The sequence below is a fragment of the Streptomyces sp. 4N124 genome (assembly GCF_052245395.1).
Lineage (GTDB): Bacteria > Actinomycetota > Actinomycetes > Streptomycetales > Streptomycetaceae > Streptomyces.
This window is the reverse complement of sequence record NZ_JBQQBS010000029.1, coordinates 32,005-50,781: the sequence shown is the minus strand read 5'-3', so window position 1 is coordinate 50,781 and position 18,777 is coordinate 32,005. Positions and strand designations below refer to the sequence as shown.

Genomic DNA, 18,777 nt, shown 5'->3' with positions numbered 1-18,777 from the left:
CCAGTATCGGCGCGGGCACCGACAACGGGGCCGGTTCCGGTCTTTGGAGTTCCTTGAGAGTCATGGGCGGGTCATGTCCACGCACGCGTGCGCCGCCAATCCTGTTGCCCAGGACCTGGGGGACCAACCGAACCGAGCGACGAAGGAGCTTGAGCGTGGCGGCATTGGCACGCTGGTGCTATCGGCACCGGCTGGTGGTCCTGTTGCTGTGGGTGGGGGCACTGTTCGGCGTGGGCTTCGCGGGATCGGCCGCGGGCACGGACTACGCGAACGTCTTCTCCCTGCCCAACACGGACTCCAAGAAGGCGTACGACCTGATGGAGAAGGCCTTCCCGGAGAGTTCCGGCGACACCGACACCATCGTGTGGAAGGTGGATGGCAAAGACGGGGCCTCGGTGCGGGACGAGACCGTACGGTCCCGGATCGAGCCCGCGCTGAACGAGATCGCGGGCATGGAGGGAGTCGGCGAGGTCACCAGCCCGTACGCGGCTGAGGGCGGAGCGGCGCAGATCAGTGAGAACGGGCGGATCGCCTACGCCCAGGTCACCTTCACCGAGCAGGCGAACGCCGTACCCAAGGAGCTGGTGGAGGACGTCGTCGACACGGCGCAGGACGCCGAACGCGCCGGCTTGCAGGTGGAGTTGGGCGGCCAGGCGATCACCCGGGTCCAGGAGGCGGCCCAGGGTACGTCCGAGCTGGTCGGCGTCCTGGCGGCGGCGATCGTCCTCTTCCTCACCTTCGGCGCGTTCTTCGCGATGCTGCTGCCGATCGTCGTGGCGGTCGTCGCGCTGGGCATCGGCATGATGGGGACGGGGCTGCTCAGCCATGTCACGAACGTCCCCGATGTCGCCCCGCTGCTCGGCTCGTTGATCGGCCTGGGCGTGGGCATCGACTACGCGTTGTTCATCGTCACCCGGCACCGGCGCGGCATCCTGCGCGGGATGAAGCCGGAGGAGGCCGCGGTGAAGGCTCTCAACACCTCGGGACGTGCCGTGTTGTTCGCGGGTGGCACCGTGGTCATCGCTCTCGCCGGCATGCTGGTGATGAACCTGCGCTTCCTGGACGGCGTGGTCATCGCGACGTCCCTGACGGTCGTGCTGGGCGTGCTGGCCGCGGTCACCCTGCTGCCGGCGCTTCTCGGACTGCTCGGCATGCGGGTCCTCAGCCGTCGGCAGCGGCGCCGGCTCGCCGCGGCGGGACCGGAGCCGGAGCACGCGAGCGGGCCCGCGGCGCGCTGGTCGGCGTTCGTCGAACGACGCCCCCGCTCCATCGCCGCTGTGGCCCTCCTCGTCATGGTGGGCCTCTCGATCCCCGTCCTGTCGATCCGGCTCGGCACCTCCGACCAGGGCAATCACCAGGAGTCGACGACGACCCGGCAGGCGTACGACCTGCTCGCCGAGGGCTTCGGGCCCGGCTTCAACGGGCCGCTCCAGGTGGTGGTGGACGGCGAAGCCACGACAGGGCTCGTCTCGAGCATCGAGTCGACCGAGGGCGTGGCGGCGGTCGCCGCACTGCCGCCCGCGAACGGCATCTCCGTGATCCAGGTGGTTCCGACCACGTCACCACAGGATGTGGAGACCGACCGGCTGATCGACCGCTTGCGCGAGGACGTCATCCCCGCTGCCGACGTCGAGGCGCACGTGGGTGGGGTGACGGCGGTGTCCAAGGACTTCGCGTCGGTGACCGCCGACCGGTTGCCGTACTTCATCGCGGCGATCATCGCGCTGGGCTTCCTGCTCCTGATGGTGGCCTTCCGTTCGCTGGTGGTGCCCCTGACGGCCGCGGTGATGAACCTCGTCGCGGCGGCCGCGTCCTTCGGTGTACTCGTGGCGATCTTCCAGTGGGGCTGGGGCACCGAAATCCTCGGCCTCGGCAAGGAGGGCCCGATCGCCGCCTTCCTGCCGGTGATCATGCTGTCCCTGCTCTTCGGCCTCTCGATGGACTACCAGGTGTTCCTGGTGAGCCGGATGCACGAGGAGTGGGTGCACACCAAGGACAACGCGCGCGCGGTCCGCGTGGGCCTGGCGGAGACCAGCCGCGTCATCAACGCCGCGGCCCTGATCATGATGTGCGTCTTCAGCGCCTTCATCCTCAGCGGTGAGCTGGAGGCCGCGATGGCGGGCGTCGGCCTCGCGGGAGCGGTCGCCCTCGACGCCTTCATCCTCCGCACGGCCCTGGTACCGGCCGCGATGCATCTGCTCGGCAACTCCAACTGGTGGTTGCCGGCCGGCCTGGAGAAGCGGCTGCCGCATCTGGCGGTGGAACCGCGCGAGGAAGAAACGGAGACCGCCATGGAGGGTGGTTCCTCAGTCGTCCACGGCTTCATCCGCACGGCCGACGGCGAACCGGTCGCCGGCGCGGCGGTGACGCTCCTCTCGAAGGGCGGCCGTCAGCTGGACCGGGTGACCTCTCTGGCCGACGGTTCGTACATCCTGTCCGTCCCGGCGCCGGGGGCGTATCTACTGGCGACGACTGCGGCGGCGTACGGGTCGCGGGCACGGCATGTGGTGGTGGAGGACGGGCCGTTGGTGTTCGACGTGGAGCTGGCGGAGGGGGAGGTGGACGCGGTCAATTAGTCCTTGGCTGACCGGCTTTGAGGATCTCGTCGACATCGAGGGTGACCTTGGCGCCGAGGGTGTCGGGGAGGGTGGCGATTTCGCCGGGGACGTACGGGCGATGGTTCTCGTACGTGTCCCCGGCGGGGTCGGTGAGGACGTGCAGGCGCTGGTGCTTGCGGTTGACGATGACGTAGACCGGAATCCTTGCCTGGGCGTAGGCCTTGACCTTGGCGCGCAGGTCGGCTTGCCAGTTGCTGGAGGTGACCTCTAGCACGAGGCGGAAGGCAGCCGGGTCGTAGCAGTTGTTCTCAATGAGCTGGTCGTCGATGTCGGCGTCCACGACACAGAGATCCGGGATCGCATAGTCCTCGGGGCCGTCAGGCAGCCAGACGCCGATGCCCTGGTGTACTTCGGTCTCGTCTTCGTCGAGCCCGGCGGTCTCGAACGGGCGGGCCAGCTTCTTGAGCGCTCTGGCATGACCGAGGTCCGGGGGTGGGGTCACGACGATCAGCCCTTCGATGATCTCGACGCGTTGGCCCCGGAGGCGTTCCATGACGCGATTCGCCTCCGCGATCAGCGGCCTATCGTCATGTGGCTGCTCGACAGGTGCTGCGGACATCACGTGCCTCCCAAGGGCTGGTGTCGAGAGCATCATCGTAGGCAGGCCGGGCGCCCGATGTCCCCTTCGAACCCGTTCACCCGAAAGTGATCACTCGCCCTGTCGCCCCTTGCCTCCCCCCGGATCCGGCAGCACCTTCGTCATCCCGGGAAGGAAGTCCGTGAACAGCTCATGCACCTCCCGCACCAGCGGCCGCAGCATCCGGAACCGGGCCAGCGACACACCGCGCGCGGTGAGCCGTGCCCCCCGCTCGGCGAGCCGATAGCTGCGCTCGCGTCCCTCGGTCCGGTCGAAGATCCAATACAGTACGAGCCCCATCTGGGAGAGCCACATCAACTCGGGGAGGATGTCCCGCAGTTCCTCCGGGACCTTGGTCTTCGTGGCACCGGCGAGCACCTCGCGGTGGACGGAGATGGCCTCCACGCGCGCGTGCTCCGACTCCGGGGAGAAGGGGCTGAGCGGGCTGTCGGGATCGGCGGCGTTCTTGAAGAACTGCACCGCGAACTCGTGGTACGGCTGCGCGACGTCCAGCCACGCCTTCAGGACGCCCGCGAGCCGTGCCTCCAGGTCGGTCTCCCGGTCCAGGACCTCCCGGACCGCCACCTGGTGCTCGGCGGCGATCCGGTCGTAGAAGCCCTGGATCAGGTGCTCCTTGCCGGCGAAGTAGTAGTACGCGTTGCCGACGGAGACCCCGGCCTCCTGGGCGATGGCCCGCATGGTGGTCTTGTCGTATCCCCGCTCCTGGAAGAGCCGCATCGCCGTCTCCAGGATCACCGCGCGGGTCTGCTCGGACTTGCTCGGGGTACCGCCCTCATCGGGGCCGTCGTTGTTCGCAGGCACGGAACAAGAGCCTAATCAGCGGCGCAGGCACCGTCGGCGCACCCCGGCGGATTGTAGAACCACCCGAGGTTCGGCTCGTAGATCCATCCGTCCGCGCGACGGTACCCGCTGCCGCCCCACTGGCTCCCGCCCGCCTGACCACCGCCCCACTTGGCCCCGCCCCACTGGCCCCCACGCCATTTGGCGGCGGTGAGCACCGCGCCCCTCGCCAGCCTCGACCCGGTCGGGGTGCTCAGCCGATGAGCGAGCGGCCGGTGCTCGCGCAGCGCCCACAGGACGACGATCCAGGCGGCGGTGTCCCGGTAGACCTGTCCGGAGTCGCCGACGACGGTGATCTCCTCAAGGGTCGCGCGGTGATCGAGCCCGGGAAACCGCCCTCGGGCCTCCTGCGATCCCGCCGGCACCATGTCCAGCGCCACCAGCTGCGGCTGCCGTACGAGCCAGTCGCGCAGGAAGGTGCACAGGGAGCACTCGGCGTCGTACAGGACGGTGAGCCGGCGGACCGGGATCCGGTCCGCCGTATCCGCCGTCATGCCTGGACCCAGTCCTGTGGTGCGACCGGCGGCACCTGCTCCCGCTCCATGACGCCCCGCCGCCGGATCCGGTTGAGCACATACACGTTGCCCAGGTGCATGACCCCGAGCACCAGCAGCACCACGCCCACCTTGGTGGACAGAGCCTCGAAGATCCCGCGGGTGTCCGCGATCGTCTCGTCGCCGCTGAGGTACAGCGCGACGAACCCGAGGTTCACGAGGTAGAAGCCGACCACCAGGAGGTGGTTGACGGCGTCGGCGAGCTTCTCGTTGCCCTTCAGCACGTCGGCGAGGAAGATCCGCCCGTTCCGGCTGAGGGTGCGGGCCACCCAGACGGTGAGCGCGATGCTGACGAGCAGGTAGATGACGTAGGCGACGACCGTGCGGTCCATGCGCCTCCCCCTTCTTGAACGCGTTCAAAACGCTGACAGGAGAGACTGTAGACCTGCTTTTGAACGTGTTCAACTCGCTTGCGGGGGAGCTGCGTCACACCTTCCGTGCCGCCTCAGGCCCTCCGTGCGAGCTCGGGCCGTTTCGTGTAGTCGGTGAACCCGATGACGTTCCCCCACGGGTCGGCGACCTCGACGGTCCAGCCGGTGGCCACGGAGAACGGCTCGTCGAGCAGGGCGATACCGGCACCGAGCAGTGCCTGAGCGGCGACCCGGGCGTTCGGCACCTCCAGCCACACCTTGGGCGAGGGCCACGTCGGCGGCCGGTGCCCGAACTCCTCCTCGGCCCGCAGCAGAATCCCCGGCGTCTCGCCCCCGACCTTCAGCAGGGCGATCCCGGCCTCGTCGAACCGGAACGCCACCGCGAACCCGGCCCGCTCATAGAAGTCGACGGCCTCACCGAGGTCCCCGACGGGCAGCAGCACGTTGTCGAACCCGAGCAGTTCGTACGACTCGTCATCTGACATGCGATCAGATTAGGTGCGGGGGGTCCGGTGCTGTCGGGGGCTGACCGAGGGGTCACTCGGCTGGGGGAGGAGGCCGACCGTCACGTGCGACGGGCGGCCATACTGATGGGCGTCATGAGACGTAAGGGGTAAGCGGGGCGCAGGGGAGGCGGCTTCGTGCGGCGGCTGCTGACAGTCGGTTTCCTGCCGTGCGGGCTCTTCATCACCTGTCTGTGGGCTCTTGTGCGTGCCGGAAGTTTCACCGGGCGCGGTCGCTGGGACCAGGTGATGCCACAGGGTGCCGGGCACACGGCCGTGATGTTGCTTGTCCTCAGTGCGGGCGCGTCGCTTCTTGCGGTGCTCCTCCAGCCGTTCCAGGTCCGGGCCGTACGTGTGCTGGAGGGCTACTGGGACCGGTGGCCGCTGACAGCGGGGCTGGCCACTGTGCTGATCGACATGCAGCGGCGGCGCTGGGAGTCCCTGCGAAAACGTGCCGTCATGGCGGCGGACGCCGATGCGACGACGAGACGTGTGCGGGCCGATGCGGCACGACGGCTGAGTGCCCGCCCGCCCATGGATGTCCTGATGCCGACGGCGCTCGGCAATGCGTTGCGCGCCGGCGAACTGAGGGCCGGTGAGCGGTACGGCCTTTCCACCCTCGCGTCCTGGTCACGCATCCATATGCAGATCTCGGATCGCGCAGCCGAAGTGCTGCACTCGACGAGGGACGCCCTCGACGCGGCGGTCAATCTCTGTTGGTGTCTTCTGGCACTGACTCCACTGTCGTGGGCTGCCTTGTACGACGAGCCCGGCCTGTGGTGGGTGTGCGCCTGCGTGCCCTTTCTCGCCGCTGTCGCCTACAAGGGGGCTGTCACCGCCGCCCAGGCGTACGCCTCGCTGATGTACGTGGTGTACGACCTCCACCGGTTCGACCTGGCGGAAGCGCTGCACTACCGGCTTCCTGCCGGCCCGCAGGACGAACGCGAGCTGTTCGGCCGGGTGTCCGACCTGCTCAGCGGTCGTGGCATGCCCGATCTTCCGTACGAGCACGGCGCCGCTCCGGACACGAACGACTAGGGCCTGTCCTGCTGCCTGGCCTCCCACAGCCTCCTGCGGACACGGTTCGCGATCGTGATGTCCCGTTGCCACAGCGCGATGGGCGGGAGGTCGGCATAGGGGCAGGTGGGCGTGTGATTGCCGGTTCTGTCATGGGAGTCCCGGAAGACATGGTCCGCACGTACACCGCGGGTGGGCAGGTCCCTTTCCCAGGCCTCCAGTTCTCCTTCGGCATAGCTCGTCCAGTCCGCGTCCGTCGGAAAGATCAGTTCCATGCACCCGATGCAGCGCGGCCGGAAGTCTGGGGGCGGGAATCCCGGGAGTTCGGTCGACGTCAGCATGGTCAGCCCCTTCCGATGAGGTGACGAAGAGCGTGCAGGATCCTGCTCGGGCGGTGGGCCACCTTCAACTGCAGATAGGTGATCCATATGGCGTCGGCGACGGTGGCTATCAGCACCACGACGGCAGCGGTCCAGCGCCATTCGGTCTGCATGCTGCACTTGGGGGGCACCAGAGCCGCGGCGATCCCGACGCCCAGCAGTACGGTCCCCGTGTTGAAACAGCGCACCGCCAGGGAGTTGTACGTTTTCCACTGTTCCTGGGCCTCGTGCTGTTTCTGGTACAGGACCAGCTTGTTCTTCTCGACGAAGTCGTCGGAGTACCAACTCACGAGATCATCGTGCGAGTACAGATAGAGGCGACCGTGGTAGTTGATCTGGATGCTCGCGACCAGCGCCAGGGCCGCGAAGACGAGGATCAGCAGAATCGGACCGGGCCAGCGAAACTCGTCGTCCGCCCCACCCACCACACCCGCCAGCGAGAGAGCGGCCGCGGTCAGCAACGGAGCGGCGATGAACAGGGCAGCCGCGTCCGCCTGCGCATATCCCAGTGGAGCCGGCGCGTTCCAGGGAATGTCCCCCGGTCCGGGATCTCTGTACTCCCCCACGTCACCCCTCTCCGGAAGCGTCGGTGCGCACGCGTATCGGAGTGTGACGGCGGAATCCTCAGCTCGGTAGGACGGCAAACCGGCCAAAAACACCAGAGGGCCCTGTTCCCGAAGTGACGGAAACAGGGCCCTGATGCGGAGCTGGAAAGCTCAGAACCGCCGGGTGATCAGCGCCTTCTTGACCTCCGCGATCGCCTTCGTGACCTCGATACCGCGCGGGCAGGCGTCCGTGCAGTTGAAGGTCGTGCGGCAGCGCCAGACGCCGTCCTTGTCGTTGAGGATCTCCAGGCGCTGTTCGCCCGCCTCGTCACGGCTGTCAAAGATGAAGCGGTGGGCGTTCACGATCGCCGCCGGGCCGAAGTACTGGCCGTCGTTCCAGAACACCGGGCACGAGGAGGTGCAGGCGGCGCAGAGGATGCACTTCGTCGTGTCGTCGAAGCGTTCGCGGTCCTCGGCGGTCTGCAGGCGCTCGCGCGTCGGCTCGTTCGTGTCCTTCGTGATGAGGAAGGGCATGACGTCGCGGTACGCCTGGAAGAACGGCTCCATGTCGACGACGAGGTCCTTGAGGACCGTCAGGCCCTTTATGGGCTCGACCGTGATCGGCTTCTCCGGGCTGAGGTCCTTGATCAGCGTCTTGCAGGCCAGACGGTTCTTGCCGTTGATCCGCATCGCGTCGGAGCCGCAGATGCCGTGGGCGCAGGAGCGGCGGAAGGTGAGTGTGCCGTCCAGCTCCCACTTGATCTTGTGCAGGGCGTCGAGGACGCGTTCCTTCGGGTCGATCTCCACCTGGAAGTCTTCCCAGGCCGCTTCCGCCGAGACCTCGGAGTTGAAGCGGCGGATGCGGAAGGTGGCCGTGATGTACGGGGAGTCGGCGAAGCCGGGCTCAGGCGTGCCGGCCGCGTCCGCCTTGTCCAGGGTCGGGGTTGCCATCAGTACTTACGCTCCATCGGCTGGTAGCGGGTCTGGACGACCGGCTTGTAGTCGAGACGAATGGACTCCGTGCCGTCGTCGCCCACCTCGCGGTACGCCATGGTGTGGCGCATGAAGTTGACGTCGTCGCGGTTCGGGTAGTCCTCGCGGTAGTGGCCGCCGCGGGACTCCTTGCGGGCCAGGGCGGAGACCGCCATGACCTCGGCCAGGTCCAGGAGGTTGCCGAGTTCGATGGCTTCCAGCAGGTCCGTGTTGAACCGCTTGCCCTTGTCCTGGATCGAGACGTTCTTGTAGCGCTCACGCAGCTCCGCGATCTTCTCGACCGCCGTCTTGATCGTCTGCTCGGTGCGGAACACCATGACGTTCGCGTCCATGGTCTCCTGCAGCTCGCGACGCAGGGTCGACACACGCTCCGTGCCGGTGGAGGAGCGCAGGTGCTCGACCTGCTCGACGACCAGCGAAGCCGGGTCCTCGGGCAGCTCGACGTGGCCGACCTTCTGCGAGTAGTCGGCGGCGGCGATGCCGGCCCGCTTGCCGAACACGTTGATGTCCAGCAGGGAGTTGGTGCCGAGGCGGTTCGCTCCGTGCACGGAGACACACGCGACCTCGCCCGCCGCGTACAGGCCGGGGACGACCGTCGTGTTGTCGGCCAGCACCTCACCCTCGACGTTCGTCGGGATGCCGCCCATCGCGTAGTGCGCCGTGGGCTGGATCGGGATCGGGTCCGTGTACGGCTCGATGCCCAGGTAGGTGCGGGCGAACTCGGTGATGTCGGGCAGCTTGGCGTCCAGCTGCTCCGGGGGAAGGTGCGTCAGGTCCAGGTAGACGTGGTCACCCTCGGGGCCGCAGCCCCGACCCTCGCGGATCTCGGTGTAGATCGACCGCGACACGACGTCACGCGAGGCGAGGTCCTTCATCACCGGCGCGTACTTCTCCATGAAGCGCTCGCCGTCCTTGTTGCGGAGGATGCCGCCCTCACCGCGGGCGCCCTCCGTCAGCAGGATGCCCATGCGCCAGATGCCGGTCGGGTGGAACTGGAAGAACTCCATGTCCTCCAGCGGCAGCCCGCGACGGTAGACCGCCGCCTGGCCGTCACCCGTCAGCGTGTGCGCGTTCGACGTCACCTTGAAGAACTTGCCGCAGCCGCCGGACGCGTAGATCACGGCCTTCGCCTGGAAGACGTGGATCTCGCCGGTCGCCAGCTCGTACGCCACCACGCCGGCCGACCGCTTCACGCCGTCGACCTCGGTGATCAGCTGGTCGAGGACGTAGAACTCGTTGTAGAACTCCACGCCCTCCTTCACGCAGTTCTGGTACAGCGTCTGGAGGATCATGTGGCCGGTGCGGTCTGCCGCGTAGCACGAGCGGCGGACCGGGGCCTCGCCGTGGTTCCGGCTGTGACCGCCGAAGCGGCGCTGGTCGATCGTGCCGTTCGGCGTGCGGTTGAACGGCAGGCCCATCTTCTCCAGGTCGAGGACCGAGTCGATGGCCTCCTTCGCCAGGATCTCGGCGGCGTCCTGGTCGACCAGGTAGTCACCGCCCTTGACCGTGTCGAAGGTGTGCCACTCCCAGTTGTCCTCCTCCACGTTGGCCAGCGCGGCGGCCATGCCGCCCTGCGCGGCGCCCGTGTGGGAGCGGGTGGGGTAGAGCTTGGTGAGGACGGCGGTGCGGCTGCGCTTCGTCGACTCGATCGCGGCGCGCATACCGGCGCCACCTGCGCCGACGATGACTGTGTCGTACTTGTGGATCTTCATGAGTGGTTCTCTCAGTCCCTCAGTCCCGTGCGCCTAGCGGATGTTCGGGTCGAAGGTGAAGATCACCAGCGTGCCCAGCAGGATGGTGAACACCGTGGCGGTGTAGAGCAGGCCCTTCAGCCACAGCCGGGTGTTCGCGCGCTCCGCGTAGTCGTTGATGATCGTGCGCAGGCCATTGGCGCCGTGCAGCATCGCCAGCCACAGCATCAGCAGGTCCCAGACCTGCCAGAAGGGGCTGGCCCAGCGGCCGGCCACGAAGGCGAAGCCGATCTTCGAAACGCCGCCGTCCAGCACGAGCTGGATCAGCAGGTGGCCGAGGACCAGGACGACCAGCACCACGCCGGACAGGCGCATGAACAGCCAGGCGGCCATCTCGAAGTTGCCCCGTGTGGACTTCGGGGTCTTCTTGGTCCGCTTGCGCGGGGCTTCGATCAGCGGCGCCGGGTTGTCGACGGTGTAGAGGGACTCGCCCTCTACGGGGCCGATCCCGGCAGCGGTCTTTTCGGTGGTGGACATACGCGTCAGCTCCCGAACAGTTCACGAGCGGCGTGACCGAGGACGGGGTAGATCGCCCCGAGCATCAGTACGAGCCACAGGCCGACGACGGACCAGAGCATCTGCTTCTGGTAGCGCGGACCCTTGGACCAGAAGTCGACGGCGATGACACGCAGGCCGTTGAGCGCATGGAAGAGGATGGCGGCGACGAGGCCGTACTCCAGCAGCGCGACGAGCGGCGTCTTGTACGTGGCCACGACGTCGTCGTAGGCCTCGGGAGAGACACGGACGAGAGCGGTGTCCAGCACGTGAACGAACAGGAAGAAGAAAATGAGGACGCCGGTGACTCGATGAGCCACCCAGGACCACATTCCTTCCCGGCCGCGGTACAGCGTTCCAGCCGGCACGGAAGTTCCTCCGGGAGCGGGGATTGGGGCCGCGCCGGCTTGTGCTGTCGGTCGGGCCCGGCCGGGTACGGTCCACCGGCCCCCAGCATCGTAGCGACGGTTGCCTGCGGCGCTTACGCCGGGCCCGTCGGTGTGATCAATGTGGCAGGCGAACGGGCTATTGGGGGTGGTGTGTGCGGTTATGTGCCGGGTGCGGCGGGGTGGGGGCTGGTCGCGCCCACGCGGCGGAGCCGCAAATTGTCACAGCCCCGCGCCCCTCAGGGCGTCTCTCAGACGTCCTCTTGCCAGGCGGCGGAGTTCCTCTGCTGCCACTACCCGTTCCTCCTCCGGATCGTTTGTCAATCGTGACCGGATTCCCGCCAGGATCTGGTCGAGGACTTCGGTGGGTGGCAGGTGGTCGACAGAGATGATGAACGCGTGTCCGAATCGCGCCTCGTACGCGGCGTGCGCGGCGCTCAGTGCGGTGTGGGCGGCTGAGTACGTTCCGTGGGGGAGTTCAGGAAGCGTTTCTGCTGACAGTGCCGCTGCCAGGTCTGCCGCCGTCAGGTCGTACGCCGCTTCGTCGGCGGCGGCCAGGAGGGACTCGAGGTCCGGGTAGGGGCGGTGGTCGGCTACCCGGTGGGCCCAGTGGGGGCTGTGGAGGCAGGTCAGCAGGGTGTGGTGGACGTCTTCGAGGGGGGCCGTGTTGAAGCGGCCCAGCGGGGAAGACGTGTCCCGGGTCTGCTCGGGTATGGCGACTTGGCCAGGGAGGTGTGTGGGCGTCACGTGATTCGGCAGGGGATGGTGTGAGAGATGTGCCACCACGTTATCGAGAACGGACATGACGTGTCCGACGGATGCCCGAATTTCACCCGCACGGGAGAGTTTCGGAACGCGTGGTGGACGGATGTCGCGTGACTCAGGCCCTAGGTTGGCGCCCGTGAGTCAGCACAGGCGCAGGATCTCGGCATGGACGGACAGGCGGCGGATGCTCGTTGCGGCGGCGACCGTGATGGCGGTCGGGCTCGGTCTCGGGATCTGGGCGGCCGCGGGGGACGAGGGTGATCCCGGGCCGGGTTCGGCGTCCCGGCTGCCCGCGGCCGGAACGACGACGACGTCCGCGGCGGCCCCGTCGGAGAAGCCCAGTCCCCGGCCCAGCCCGAGCCGCACCTACCCGTTGTCGAAGACGCCCCGCACCATCCCCGCCGTACGCGCGCACACTCCCGCCCGTGGGCCCGGCTGGAAGCCGGCGCGCGGTCAGCGGGTGGTCGTGAACGACGCCGAACTCGTCGACGAGGGGCGGCTGCTCGCGGGTGAGCTGGGGCTGTCGTACGCGGGGGAGAAGGACGACGTGCGCGCCGGGGACGTACGGCTGGCGCTGAACGACGACGAGGGCGCGGATCCGGAGTCGTACGCCATGACCGTGCGCGGCGGGCGGGTGAACATCAGCGGGCCCGCGGACTCGGGCGTGTTCTACGGCACCCGGACGCTCAAGCAGGCGGTGCGCGGCGGTGGTACGGCGCCGGAGGGCGTCGTACGCGACGAGCCGGCGAAGCCGCAGCGGGGGCTGATGGTCGACATCGCCCGCAAGCACTTCACGGCCGGCTGGATCGAGGACCGGGTGCGTGAGCTGGCGGACCTGAAGTTCAACCAGCTGGGGCTGCACTTCTCGGACGACCAGGGGTTCCGGATCGAGTCCGACAGCCATCCGGAGATCGTGTCCAAGGAGCATCTGACCAAGGCGCAGGTGAAGAAGATCGTCGAGCTGGGGGAGCGGCTGCATGTGACGGTCGTGCCCGAGATCGACTCTCCGGGGCATCTCGGGGCCGTGATCGCCGCGCATCCCGAACTGCAGCTGCGCAGTGCGCAGGGGGCGGCGCCGCGGGGTGCGATCGACATCTCCAAGGACGAGGCCGGCGCCATCGTCGACGATCTGCTGAACGAGTACGCCGACCTGTTCCCGGGCGGCTACTGGCATCTCGGCGGAGACGAGTACGCGGCGTTGACGTCGGACAACCCCGAGGCCGCCTATCCGCAGCTGGCCTCCGCCGCCACCGAGGCGTACGGCTCCGGCGCCACCGTGGCCGACCTCGCCACCGGCTGGCTCAACGACCGCGCGGACACGATCCGTACGCACGACCGGACGATGCGGGCGTGGAACGACGGCTTCTACGCCGGTACGTCCGTCGAGGCGGCCGAGGATCTCCAGGTCGCCTACTGGACGGGCAAGGAGATCGGGGCGCGGCTGCCGGTGGAGTATCTGAGCGCCGGGCGCGACCTCGTCAATTACAACGACGAGTTCCTGTACTACGTCCTCGGTCAGCCGCAGACCTTCGTCTATCCGACGGGGCAGCGGATCTACGAGCAGTGGACCCCGCGGGTGGTGCGCGGTACGCAGGCAGTGGCGGTGCGGTACGAGGACAAGATCCTCGGCGGCTCCTTCGCCGTGTGGTGCGATCTCGCGGACGCGCAGACCCAGGACCAGGTCGCGGCCGGGATCCGGATGCCGCTGGCGGCGACGGTGCAGAAGCTGTGGAACCCGGGCCGGCCGCAGCTGTCCTGGGCGGAGTTCAAGGCGCTGGCCGAGCGGGTGGGATGACGCCTGGAGTTGTGCGGACACGCGCGAATTGTCCGGTGCTGCTGCGAACTCCCGTGCGACTGTGATGTATTCGGCGCGAGTCGAAGCCAGGAGGGGGCCGGGATGGGTTACTGGGGGTACTTCGTCGTGGGTCGCAGCGAGCGGCCGCTCGAGGAGTTGGCGGCGCTGTCCAGCGCGAGAGGGATGAGCTTACGGGCGTCCGCGCCCGGGGGCTGGCAGGTGTGGGAGTACCCGAGCGGGGACGGCGACGTCGGGAGCATGAACGCGCTGGCCCAGGAGAGCGGGGCGCCCGCGCTCTTCGGATACGTCATGGACAGCGACTGTGTGGTCATCGAGGCGGCGGGGCCGGAGAGCGGGGCGTGGTCGACCTGTCTCGCGCGGGGCGCGATGGCCGGGTACCTCGGCGCCGACGACGAGGGGCTCATGCTGGAGGACTACTTCCTCGAGCCGCGTGACGCCGCCGAGCGGGCCGTCGCCTGGGCCGCGGAGGCCGGGCACGAGGTGTCCGACGGGCCGTTGCTGGACGTTCTCACCGCCGATGCCGATCCGTTGGCCGAAAATCTATTCTTCCGTATGCTCGACCGGCTCGGCGTCGTCCCCCTGTGACACTCCCGGGCCGTCGCACGCAGTAAGGGGAAGTGCGGGCTCCGTAAAGGTAGGCGCCCCGCGAAGCCCCGCAAGGGAGGCGTGGATGAGCCTGGTGGAACTGATCGCGCAGGCCGACGAACGCGGCCTGGCGGCCAGCGGGTTGGCTTGTTTGGATCGCTGCGTACCGCTGCTGGGCGGTGACGACGAGGTGCTGCGGCCGTTGTGGGGGAACCTCGCGGACGGCGGGGACTCCGCCGCGTGGGGCGAACTGCTGGAGCAGGCGCGCGGAAAGCTGGGCATCTCGGATGTCGTGGACGATGCGGATGTCGAGGACGAGGCCGCGCTGCTCGTGAGGCGCATGCTGGCCGCCGCGCCGGCCGTCCGGTCCGCCGCCGAGGCGCGGATGTGGGCCGACGCCTGCTCCGTCGCCGCCCTGCAGATCCACCGGCTCCTCGACGTCGCGGACGACGACGCCTCGCTCGACGCCCGCCGCGAGGGCCGTACGGAGGGCATGCCGCCGCTCGTCGCCGCCGAACTGCGCCGCCAGGTCGCCGTCCTGGAGCTGCTCGCCGGGCATGGCGCGAGCGGCCTGCGCCATGCGCTGGAGGTGTCGACGGAGGGGCGGCGCGTGCTGCGCGCGGTCGTGTCGCGGCGGGCGCGGGGGCGGCGCTGAGCGTTCGGCTCAGGTGACCAGCCACTTCACCACCGCGTCGCCGTACTCCGCCGTGCGGGTGTAGAACGCCGTCAGATCGCGGTGGGACGCGGCGAAGACGCCGTGGACTTCCGGCTCCGTGTCGGGTCCGCCGTACCGCGGCAGCAGCTTGTCGCGCACCGGCCGCCACAGGGCGTCGAAGTCGGCACCCGTGAGGAACGCGGCGACCCGGGCCACCTGCGCGGCGGTCAGCATCAGGAACGGGGGCCTGTCCGGCTCGGGATGGAGCACCGGCCGGCCGCCCAGGACCACATGGGCCCAGGGTCCCTCCTCGGCGTGGTGCGGGGGCGTGCAGGCGTAGAGGAGCTGGTGGTCGAGGTAGTGCTTGTCGAGCATTTCCTCGCGGTGCCGGTCGAGGCGCCGGCGCACGGTGTCCCAGTCGTCCTCGAAGAGCTTCTGCTGCCAGGTGGCGCTGTTGCGCAGGGCCGCGGGTGGTACGGCGCGCAAGTGGAAGTACATGCTCATCGGTGACAAGAGCGCACGGACGCCCCGAATCGTCACTGGGGCGTCAACCTGTCTCACTGAGCGAATCCTGTGCGGGTCGTGCAGGCGGTGGGGCGGTCCTGCACCGGTCTCGCGCAGTGGCCCGATCAGCGTGACGAAATACTCGCTGACCTCGCTCTCCCGTATGTGACGACACAGCAGGAGAGCAGGCCCCACGCTGCGGCGAAGCCGGTGCGGTGGGCGGCGGACGCGGTCGCGACCATGCGCGAGGGCGCGCGGCTGCGGCTCGACTACTCGGCGCAGAGCCTGTGGCGCGTCGACCGGATGATCGAGGAACTGCGCCGCGAGGGCACGCCGTACCCCGCCGTGGAGACCATGCTGCGCGGCTTCGGGGCGTACGCCGGTGAGGTCGTCGTCCGCCAGACCGGCGCCGAGTGGTGGGCGGGCGGCGGCGACCACTGGGTCCGCACGCCCGACGGCCGGCTGTGGGACCCGATCGACGAGGCCCGGCGCTGTTTCGCCGGGGACGGCTCGCTGCGGCTGCTGTGCCGGGACGCGACCCGCGGAACGGCACGCAACTGAGACCGGCCGGGGCCCTGCCCACTGCACAGGACCCCGGCCGACCCGCCTTGCCTACGGCGCCAGCGTCTGGCCCAGCCGGCCGCCCGTCGGCGTGCCCAGCGCGGACTTGCTGAACACGGCCGTCGACGAGTACCCCAGGCCCGCGCTGTTGCTCGGGGTGTACATGAGGATGCCGTCACCCGCGTCCTCGCCCGCCACGCCGAACGTGAGGTCGGCCCGCCCGAACCCGGACAGGTCCGTCAGCGACACCGACGTACCGAACGCGTCGCTGCTCTCGGTGGAGCCGGGCACGCCGGTGGTGTCCTGCGAGATGCCGACCGAGCCGGAGCCGGTGAGGCCGGACGCGCTGCCCTTGATCAGGAGCGCCTGGCCCGCGTTGACCTGGTTGACGCCGCCGCGGGTGATGTCCTCGTTCGGGACGCCCGCGAGCGCGTCGGCGTAGCCGTCGGCGTTGAAGTCGCCGACCGAGACGGAGACGCCCATCGCGTCGTTCGTCTCGTCGGCTCCGGGAACTCCCGTGCTGTCCTGGTGGATCGTCGTCATCCCGGTGGTGGTGAAGCCGGTGGACGAGCCCGGGACCATCGTGACCTGGCCGCCGGTCCTGCCGCCGGACTCGGCGGCGATGGGCTGGCCGATGACGATGTCGTCGTAGCCGTTGCCGTTGACGTCGCCCGCGGTGATGGAGCGACCGCCCTTGACGGAGATCACGCCCACCTTGGCCAGGCCGGTGGCCGAGCCCGCGAAGCGGACGACGCGGCCGATGCCGCCGGTGTCGCGGTAGTTGAGCGCCACGTCCGTGTAGCCGTCCCGGTTGAAGTCGCCGGTCGCGGCGTCCAGGTAGGCGAGCGAGCCGGATGCGGTGGTGAGGGTGCCGTACTTGTACGCGCCGCCGGTCTGCCGGACGTTCCAGTTGCCGCCCTTACCGGTGCCGGCCGAGAAGACGTCCGCTCTGCCGTCGGCGTCGAAGTCGCCCACGGCGACCGTCGTGCCGAGCTTGGCGCCCGCCGCCGTGACCCCAGTCGTGGTGTACGAGAAGCCGGTTGTCAGGGCGGGGCCGTACATCACCGTGACCTGGCCGCGGTCGGCGTTGCCGCTGGTGTCGTCCTCGCCGGGGGAGCCGATCGCGAGGTCGGCGTGGCCGTCGCCGTTGACGTCGCCCCAGGCGGTCGCGGTGCCGAAGGCGTCGCCGGTCTCGGAGGTGCCGGGGACGCCGGCGCTGTTCTGGGTGAGGCCCAGCTTCGCCGTGGCGGCGGGGCCGTCGATGCCGCCCGGGACCACGGTCACCCGGTTCGCCTTCGGGGTGCCGGCGACCAGGTCGTCGATGCCGTCGCGGTTGAAGTCGGCGGTCGGGATCGCGGAGTTCTTGCCCGCGCTCGCCGCGAAGCGCCGGATCTCGGCCAGCTTGGCGTAGAGGTTCTTGCCCGGGCAGGCGGTGGCGAAGCCGTCGCGGTGACCGGAGATGGTGTTGAGCGTGGCCTGCTGGCCCTCGTCCCAGACGCCGGTGTCGGCGCCCGCGGTCAGCGTGACCTTGCCGGTCGGGTTGCCGCCGTACTGGCCGAGCTTCCAGGCGGCGACGCGGGCCACGGACTCCAGGGTGGCCCGGGTCGGCCGGCCCGCGGGCTTCGCGGGAGTGGTGGCCGTGGCGGCGGCGCCCTCGAAGTCGCCGAGGACGGCGATGCCCGTCGAGTCACCGTTGAAGCCGTACGTGTGCGCGCCGCGCACCGGCAGGTCGACGCCGCCCGCGCGGCCCTCGAAGATCCGGCCGCACTTGTCGACCAGGAAGTTGTAGCCGATGTCGTTCCACTGCTCGGTCTCGACGTGGTACGCCATGATGCCGCGCACCAGCGAAGCCGACTCGGCGCAGCTGTAGTTGTTCGTGCCGACCGTGTGGTGCACGAAGACCGCGCTGACCTTCTCGATGTACTCCGCCGGGTCGTCGACCATCGACTCGTCGGCGCCCCACTGGGCGCGGGAGATGATCGGCGGCCGGTGGACGGTGGAGGGCGGAGCGGTGGGGACGGTCGCCGTGGGAGTCGGGCTGGCGCTCGCGCTGGGGCTCTGGCTCGCGCTCGGGCTTGAACTCTGGCTCGGGGACGGGCTGTTGCTCTCAGCTGGGGAGGTCGAGGCCGACCGGGACGGTGATCCGGTGTCGGACGGCGACCCGCTCGGGTCCTCGACGACGAAGGCCGCGGCCTCCATGTCGGAGCCTGAGCCGTCGAGCGCCTTGTTCTTCGCCTCCGCGGCGGTCACGCCGGGGTCGACGAGGTTGATCTCAAGCCCCTTGGGCAGACCGGCACTCGCCGATCCGTCCGCCGCGACGACACGGGCCTCGACGCCGTCGGACGGCCCGACCCAGAGCGGTTCGGAGCCGCCACGGGCGTCCTCGGCGCCGGGCTCGGCGCGGTCGACGGGGTGCGCCTCGTCGACGTCCAGGTCCTGCCAGCCGGTCCACTCGCCGGTCTCGACGCTCCGGGTCCGCACCTGCGCGGTCCCGTCGAGCGCCTGGGCGTCCTCGGCCCAGGTGACGCCGAGCAGCGAGAACTGCTGGGTGCCGGTCCTGGCGAGTGCCCGCTTGCCGGTGCCGGCGGCCTTCATGGTGAGGTCGTGGACCCGCACCGGCCGCTTGTCGCGGGCGACTTGGGCCGCCTCATCGGAACTCGGTTCGGCGACCGCGTAGGTCACGACTCCCGCGCCCCCCAGTACCACTGCCCCGATGGTGAGCCACGCTCTTCGCTTGAGGCTCAGTGGTTTGTATGCATGGGTCGTCTTGCGACTCAAATGTCCCACCCCTAGGAATCAACACAAGGCCCACCCGTCACACAGGTCGGCGATCCTTACAG

The 18,777-nt window shown here is 69.2% G+C and carries 20 protein-coding genes; 6 read left to right on the top strand and 14 right to left on the bottom strand.

The features are described 5' to 3' along the window. The first annotated feature begins 164 nt into the window (after window positions 1-164). Window positions 165-2,576, top strand: coding sequence for an MMPL family transporter (locus tag ACTWQO_RS27035; RefSeq protein WP_443240019.1), 2,412 nt, complete (start codon window positions 165-167; stop codon window positions 2,574-2,576). Here ACTWQO_RS27035 and ACTWQO_RS27030 read toward each other — a convergent pair. The 5 genes from ACTWQO_RS27030 to ACTWQO_RS27010 form a co-directional block, all read right to left on the bottom strand. Further along, the gene (locus ACTWQO_RS27030; RefSeq protein ID WP_443239959.1) at window positions 2,569-3,177 is read right to left on the bottom strand and encodes a Uma2 family endonuclease; all 609 of its coding nucleotides are present in this window, start codon (window positions 3,175-3,177) and stop codon (window positions 2,569-2,571) included. The two genes, ACTWQO_RS27035 and ACTWQO_RS27030, sit on opposite strands and share 8 nt — an antisense overlap. 90 nt (window positions 3,178-3,267) lie before the next feature. After that, window positions 3,268-4,017, bottom strand: coding sequence for a TetR/AcrR family transcriptional regulator (locus ACTWQO_RS27025; RefSeq protein ID WP_443239958.1), 750 nt, complete (start codon window positions 4,015-4,017; stop codon window positions 3,268-3,270). Window positions 4,018-4,028: 11 nt separating this feature from the next. After that, entirely contained in the window at window positions 4,029-4,550 is a 522-nt protein-coding gene (locus ACTWQO_RS27020; RefSeq protein ID WP_443239957.1) for a thiol-disulfide oxidoreductase DCC family protein, read from the bottom strand. Continuing rightward, entirely contained in the window at window positions 4,547-4,942 is a 396-nt protein-coding gene (locus ACTWQO_RS27015) for a hypothetical protein (protein WP_443239956.1), read from the bottom strand. The genes ACTWQO_RS27020 and ACTWQO_RS27015 overlap by 4 nt, the downstream gene beginning before the upstream one ends. Window positions 4,943-5,055: 113 nt before the next feature. Then, on the bottom strand, window positions 5,056-5,466 hold the full coding sequence (locus tag ACTWQO_RS27010; protein ID WP_443239955.1) for a VOC family protein: 411 nt from the start codon (window positions 5,464-5,466) through the stop codon (window positions 5,056-5,058). Between the two features lie 297 nt (window positions 5,467-5,763). On the opposite strand from ACTWQO_RS27010, the gene ACTWQO_RS27005 reads away from it, so the two are divergent. Beyond that, entirely contained in the window at window positions 5,764-6,522 is a 759-nt protein-coding gene (locus ACTWQO_RS27005) for a hypothetical protein (RefSeq protein WP_443239954.1), read from the top strand. Here the strand turns inward: ACTWQO_RS27005 and ACTWQO_RS27000 are convergent. From ACTWQO_RS27000 to ACTWQO_RS26970, 7 genes are all read right to left on the bottom strand, one after another. Then, window positions 6,519-6,842, bottom strand: coding sequence for a hypothetical protein (locus ACTWQO_RS27000; RefSeq protein WP_443239953.1), 324 nt, complete (start codon window positions 6,840-6,842; stop codon window positions 6,519-6,521). The two genes, ACTWQO_RS27005 and ACTWQO_RS27000, sit on opposite strands and share 4 nt — an antisense overlap. A 2-nt stretch (window positions 6,843-6,844) precedes the next feature. Beyond that, the gene (locus ACTWQO_RS26995) at window positions 6,845-7,447 is read right to left on the bottom strand and encodes a hypothetical protein (RefSeq protein WP_443239952.1); all 603 of its coding nucleotides are present in this window, start codon (window positions 7,445-7,447) and stop codon (window positions 6,845-6,847) included. 150 nt (window positions 7,448-7,597) lie between these two features. Then, window positions 7,598-8,377 carry a succinate dehydrogenase iron-sulfur subunit gene (locus ACTWQO_RS26990; protein ID WP_210578098.1) on the bottom strand — a complete coding sequence of 260 codons (780 nt, stop codon included), beginning with the start codon at window positions 8,375-8,377 and terminating at the stop codon, window positions 7,598-7,600. After that, complete coding sequence (gene sdhA, locus ACTWQO_RS26985; RefSeq protein ID WP_443239951.1) at window positions 8,377-10,131, bottom strand: succinate dehydrogenase flavoprotein subunit; 1,755 nt, start codon at window positions 10,129-10,131, stop codon at window positions 8,377-8,379. Before sdhA ends, ACTWQO_RS26990 begins: the two co-directional genes overlap by 1 nt. A gap of 33 nt (window positions 10,132-10,164) precedes the next feature. Next, window positions 10,165-10,647: a succinate dehydrogenase hydrophobic membrane anchor subunit gene (locus ACTWQO_RS26980; protein ID WP_443239950.1), complete on the bottom strand. Its 483-nt coding sequence runs from the start codon at window positions 10,645-10,647 to the stop codon at window positions 10,165-10,167. Between the two features lie 5 nt (window positions 10,648-10,652). Further along, on the bottom strand, window positions 10,653-11,033 hold the full coding sequence (gene sdhC, locus ACTWQO_RS26975; RefSeq protein ID WP_301983468.1) for a succinate dehydrogenase, cytochrome b556 subunit: 381 nt from the start codon (window positions 11,031-11,033) through the stop codon (window positions 10,653-10,655). Window positions 11,034-11,273: 240 nt separating this feature from the next. Next, the gene (locus ACTWQO_RS26970) at window positions 11,274-11,798 is read right to left on the bottom strand and encodes a 2-oxo-4-hydroxy-4-carboxy-5-ureidoimidazoline decarboxylase (RefSeq protein WP_443239949.1); all 525 of its coding nucleotides are present in this window, start codon (window positions 11,796-11,798) and stop codon (window positions 11,274-11,276) included. Between the two features lie 154 nt (window positions 11,799-11,952). Here ACTWQO_RS26970 and ACTWQO_RS26965 point away from each other — a divergent pair, with 154 nt between their 5' ends. The 3 genes from ACTWQO_RS26965 to ACTWQO_RS26955 all read left to right on the top strand — a co-directional run bounded on the left by ACTWQO_RS26965 (window position 11,953) and on the right by ACTWQO_RS26955 (window position 14,872). After that, window positions 11,953-13,611: a beta-N-acetylhexosaminidase gene (locus ACTWQO_RS26965; RefSeq protein ID WP_443239948.1), complete on the top strand. Its 1,659-nt coding sequence runs from the start codon at window positions 11,953-11,955 to the stop codon at window positions 13,609-13,611. Window positions 13,612-13,713: 102 nt separating this feature from the next. Then, window positions 13,714-14,217, top strand: a complete 504-nt coding sequence (locus ACTWQO_RS26960) for a hypothetical protein (RefSeq protein ID WP_443239947.1) — start codon at window positions 13,714-13,716, stop codon at window positions 14,215-14,217. Between the two features lie 85 nt (window positions 14,218-14,302). Beyond that, the gene (locus tag ACTWQO_RS26955; protein ID WP_443239946.1) at window positions 14,303-14,872 is read left to right on the top strand and encodes a hypothetical protein; all 570 of its coding nucleotides are present in this window, start codon (window positions 14,303-14,305) and stop codon (window positions 14,870-14,872) included. Between the two features lie 9 nt (window positions 14,873-14,881). On the opposite strand, the gene ACTWQO_RS26950 is transcribed toward ACTWQO_RS26955, so the two are convergent. Continuing rightward, a complete protein-coding gene (locus ACTWQO_RS26950; RefSeq protein ID WP_443239945.1) occupies window positions 14,882-15,376 on the bottom strand; it encodes a DUF1877 family protein in 495 nt (164 codons plus the stop codon). 165 nt (window positions 15,377-15,541) lie between these two features. Between ACTWQO_RS26950 and ACTWQO_RS26945 the strand changes: the two genes are divergently transcribed. After that, window positions 15,542-15,937, top strand: a complete 396-nt coding sequence (locus tag ACTWQO_RS26945; RefSeq protein WP_443239944.1) for a hypothetical protein — start codon at window positions 15,542-15,544, stop codon at window positions 15,935-15,937. 51 nt (window positions 15,938-15,988) lie between these two features. Here the strand turns inward: ACTWQO_RS26945 and ACTWQO_RS26940 are convergent, their stop codons facing one another. Next, on the bottom strand, window positions 15,989-18,532 hold the full coding sequence (locus tag ACTWQO_RS26940) for an FG-GAP-like repeat-containing protein (protein WP_443240018.1): 2,544 nt from the start codon (window positions 18,530-18,532) through the stop codon (window positions 15,989-15,991). Window positions 18,533-18,777 lie beyond the last annotated feature (245 nt).

Bases quoted from the DNA above. Each gene is read 5' to 3' on its own strand.
- ACTWQO_RS26940 (WP_443240018.1), bottom strand. From the start codon at position 18,532: ATGAAGGCCGCCGGCACCGGCAAGCGGGCACTCGCCAGGACCGGCACC.
- ACTWQO_RS27000 (WP_443239953.1), bottom strand. From the start codon at position 6,842: ATGCTGACGTCGACCGAACTCCCGGGATTCCCGCCCCCAGACTTCCGG.
- ACTWQO_RS26980 (WP_443239950.1), bottom strand. From the start codon at position 10,647: ATGTCCACCACCGAAAAGACCGCTGCCGGGATCGGCCCCGTAGAGGGC.
- ACTWQO_RS27020 (WP_443239957.1), bottom strand. From the start codon at position 4,550: ATGACGGCGGATACGGCGGACCGGATCCCGGTCCGCCGGCTCACCGTC.
- ACTWQO_RS27015 (WP_443239956.1), bottom strand. From the start codon at position 4,942: ATGGACCGCACGGTCGTCGCCTACGTCATCTACCTGCTCGTCAGCATC.
- ACTWQO_RS27005 (WP_443239954.1), top strand. From the start codon at position 5,764: ATGTTGCTTGTCCTCAGTGCGGGCGCGTCGCTTCTTGCGGTGCTCCTC.
- ACTWQO_RS26955 (WP_443239946.1), top strand. From the start codon at position 14,303: ATGAGCCTGGTGGAACTGATCGCGCAGGCCGACGAACGCGGCCTGGCG.
- ACTWQO_RS26990 (WP_210578098.1), bottom strand. From the start codon at position 8,377: ATGGCAACCCCGACCCTGGACAAGGCGGACGCGGCCGGCACGCCTGAG.
- ACTWQO_RS27030 (WP_443239959.1), bottom strand. From the start codon at position 3,177: ATGTCCGCAGCACCTGTCGAGCAGCCACATGACGATAGGCCGCTGATC.
- sdhA (WP_443239951.1), bottom strand. From the start codon at position 10,131: ATGAAGATCCACAAGTACGACACAGTCATCGTCGGCGCAGGTGGCGCC.
- ACTWQO_RS27010 (WP_443239955.1), bottom strand. From the start codon at position 5,466: ATGTCAGATGACGAGTCGTACGAACTGCTCGGGTTCGACAACGTGCTG.
- ACTWQO_RS26960 (WP_443239947.1), top strand. From the start codon at position 13,714: ATGGGTTACTGGGGGTACTTCGTCGTGGGTCGCAGCGAGCGGCCGCTC.
- ACTWQO_RS26950 (WP_443239945.1), bottom strand. From the start codon at position 15,376: ATGAGCATGTACTTCCACTTGCGCGCCGTACCACCCGCGGCCCTGCGC.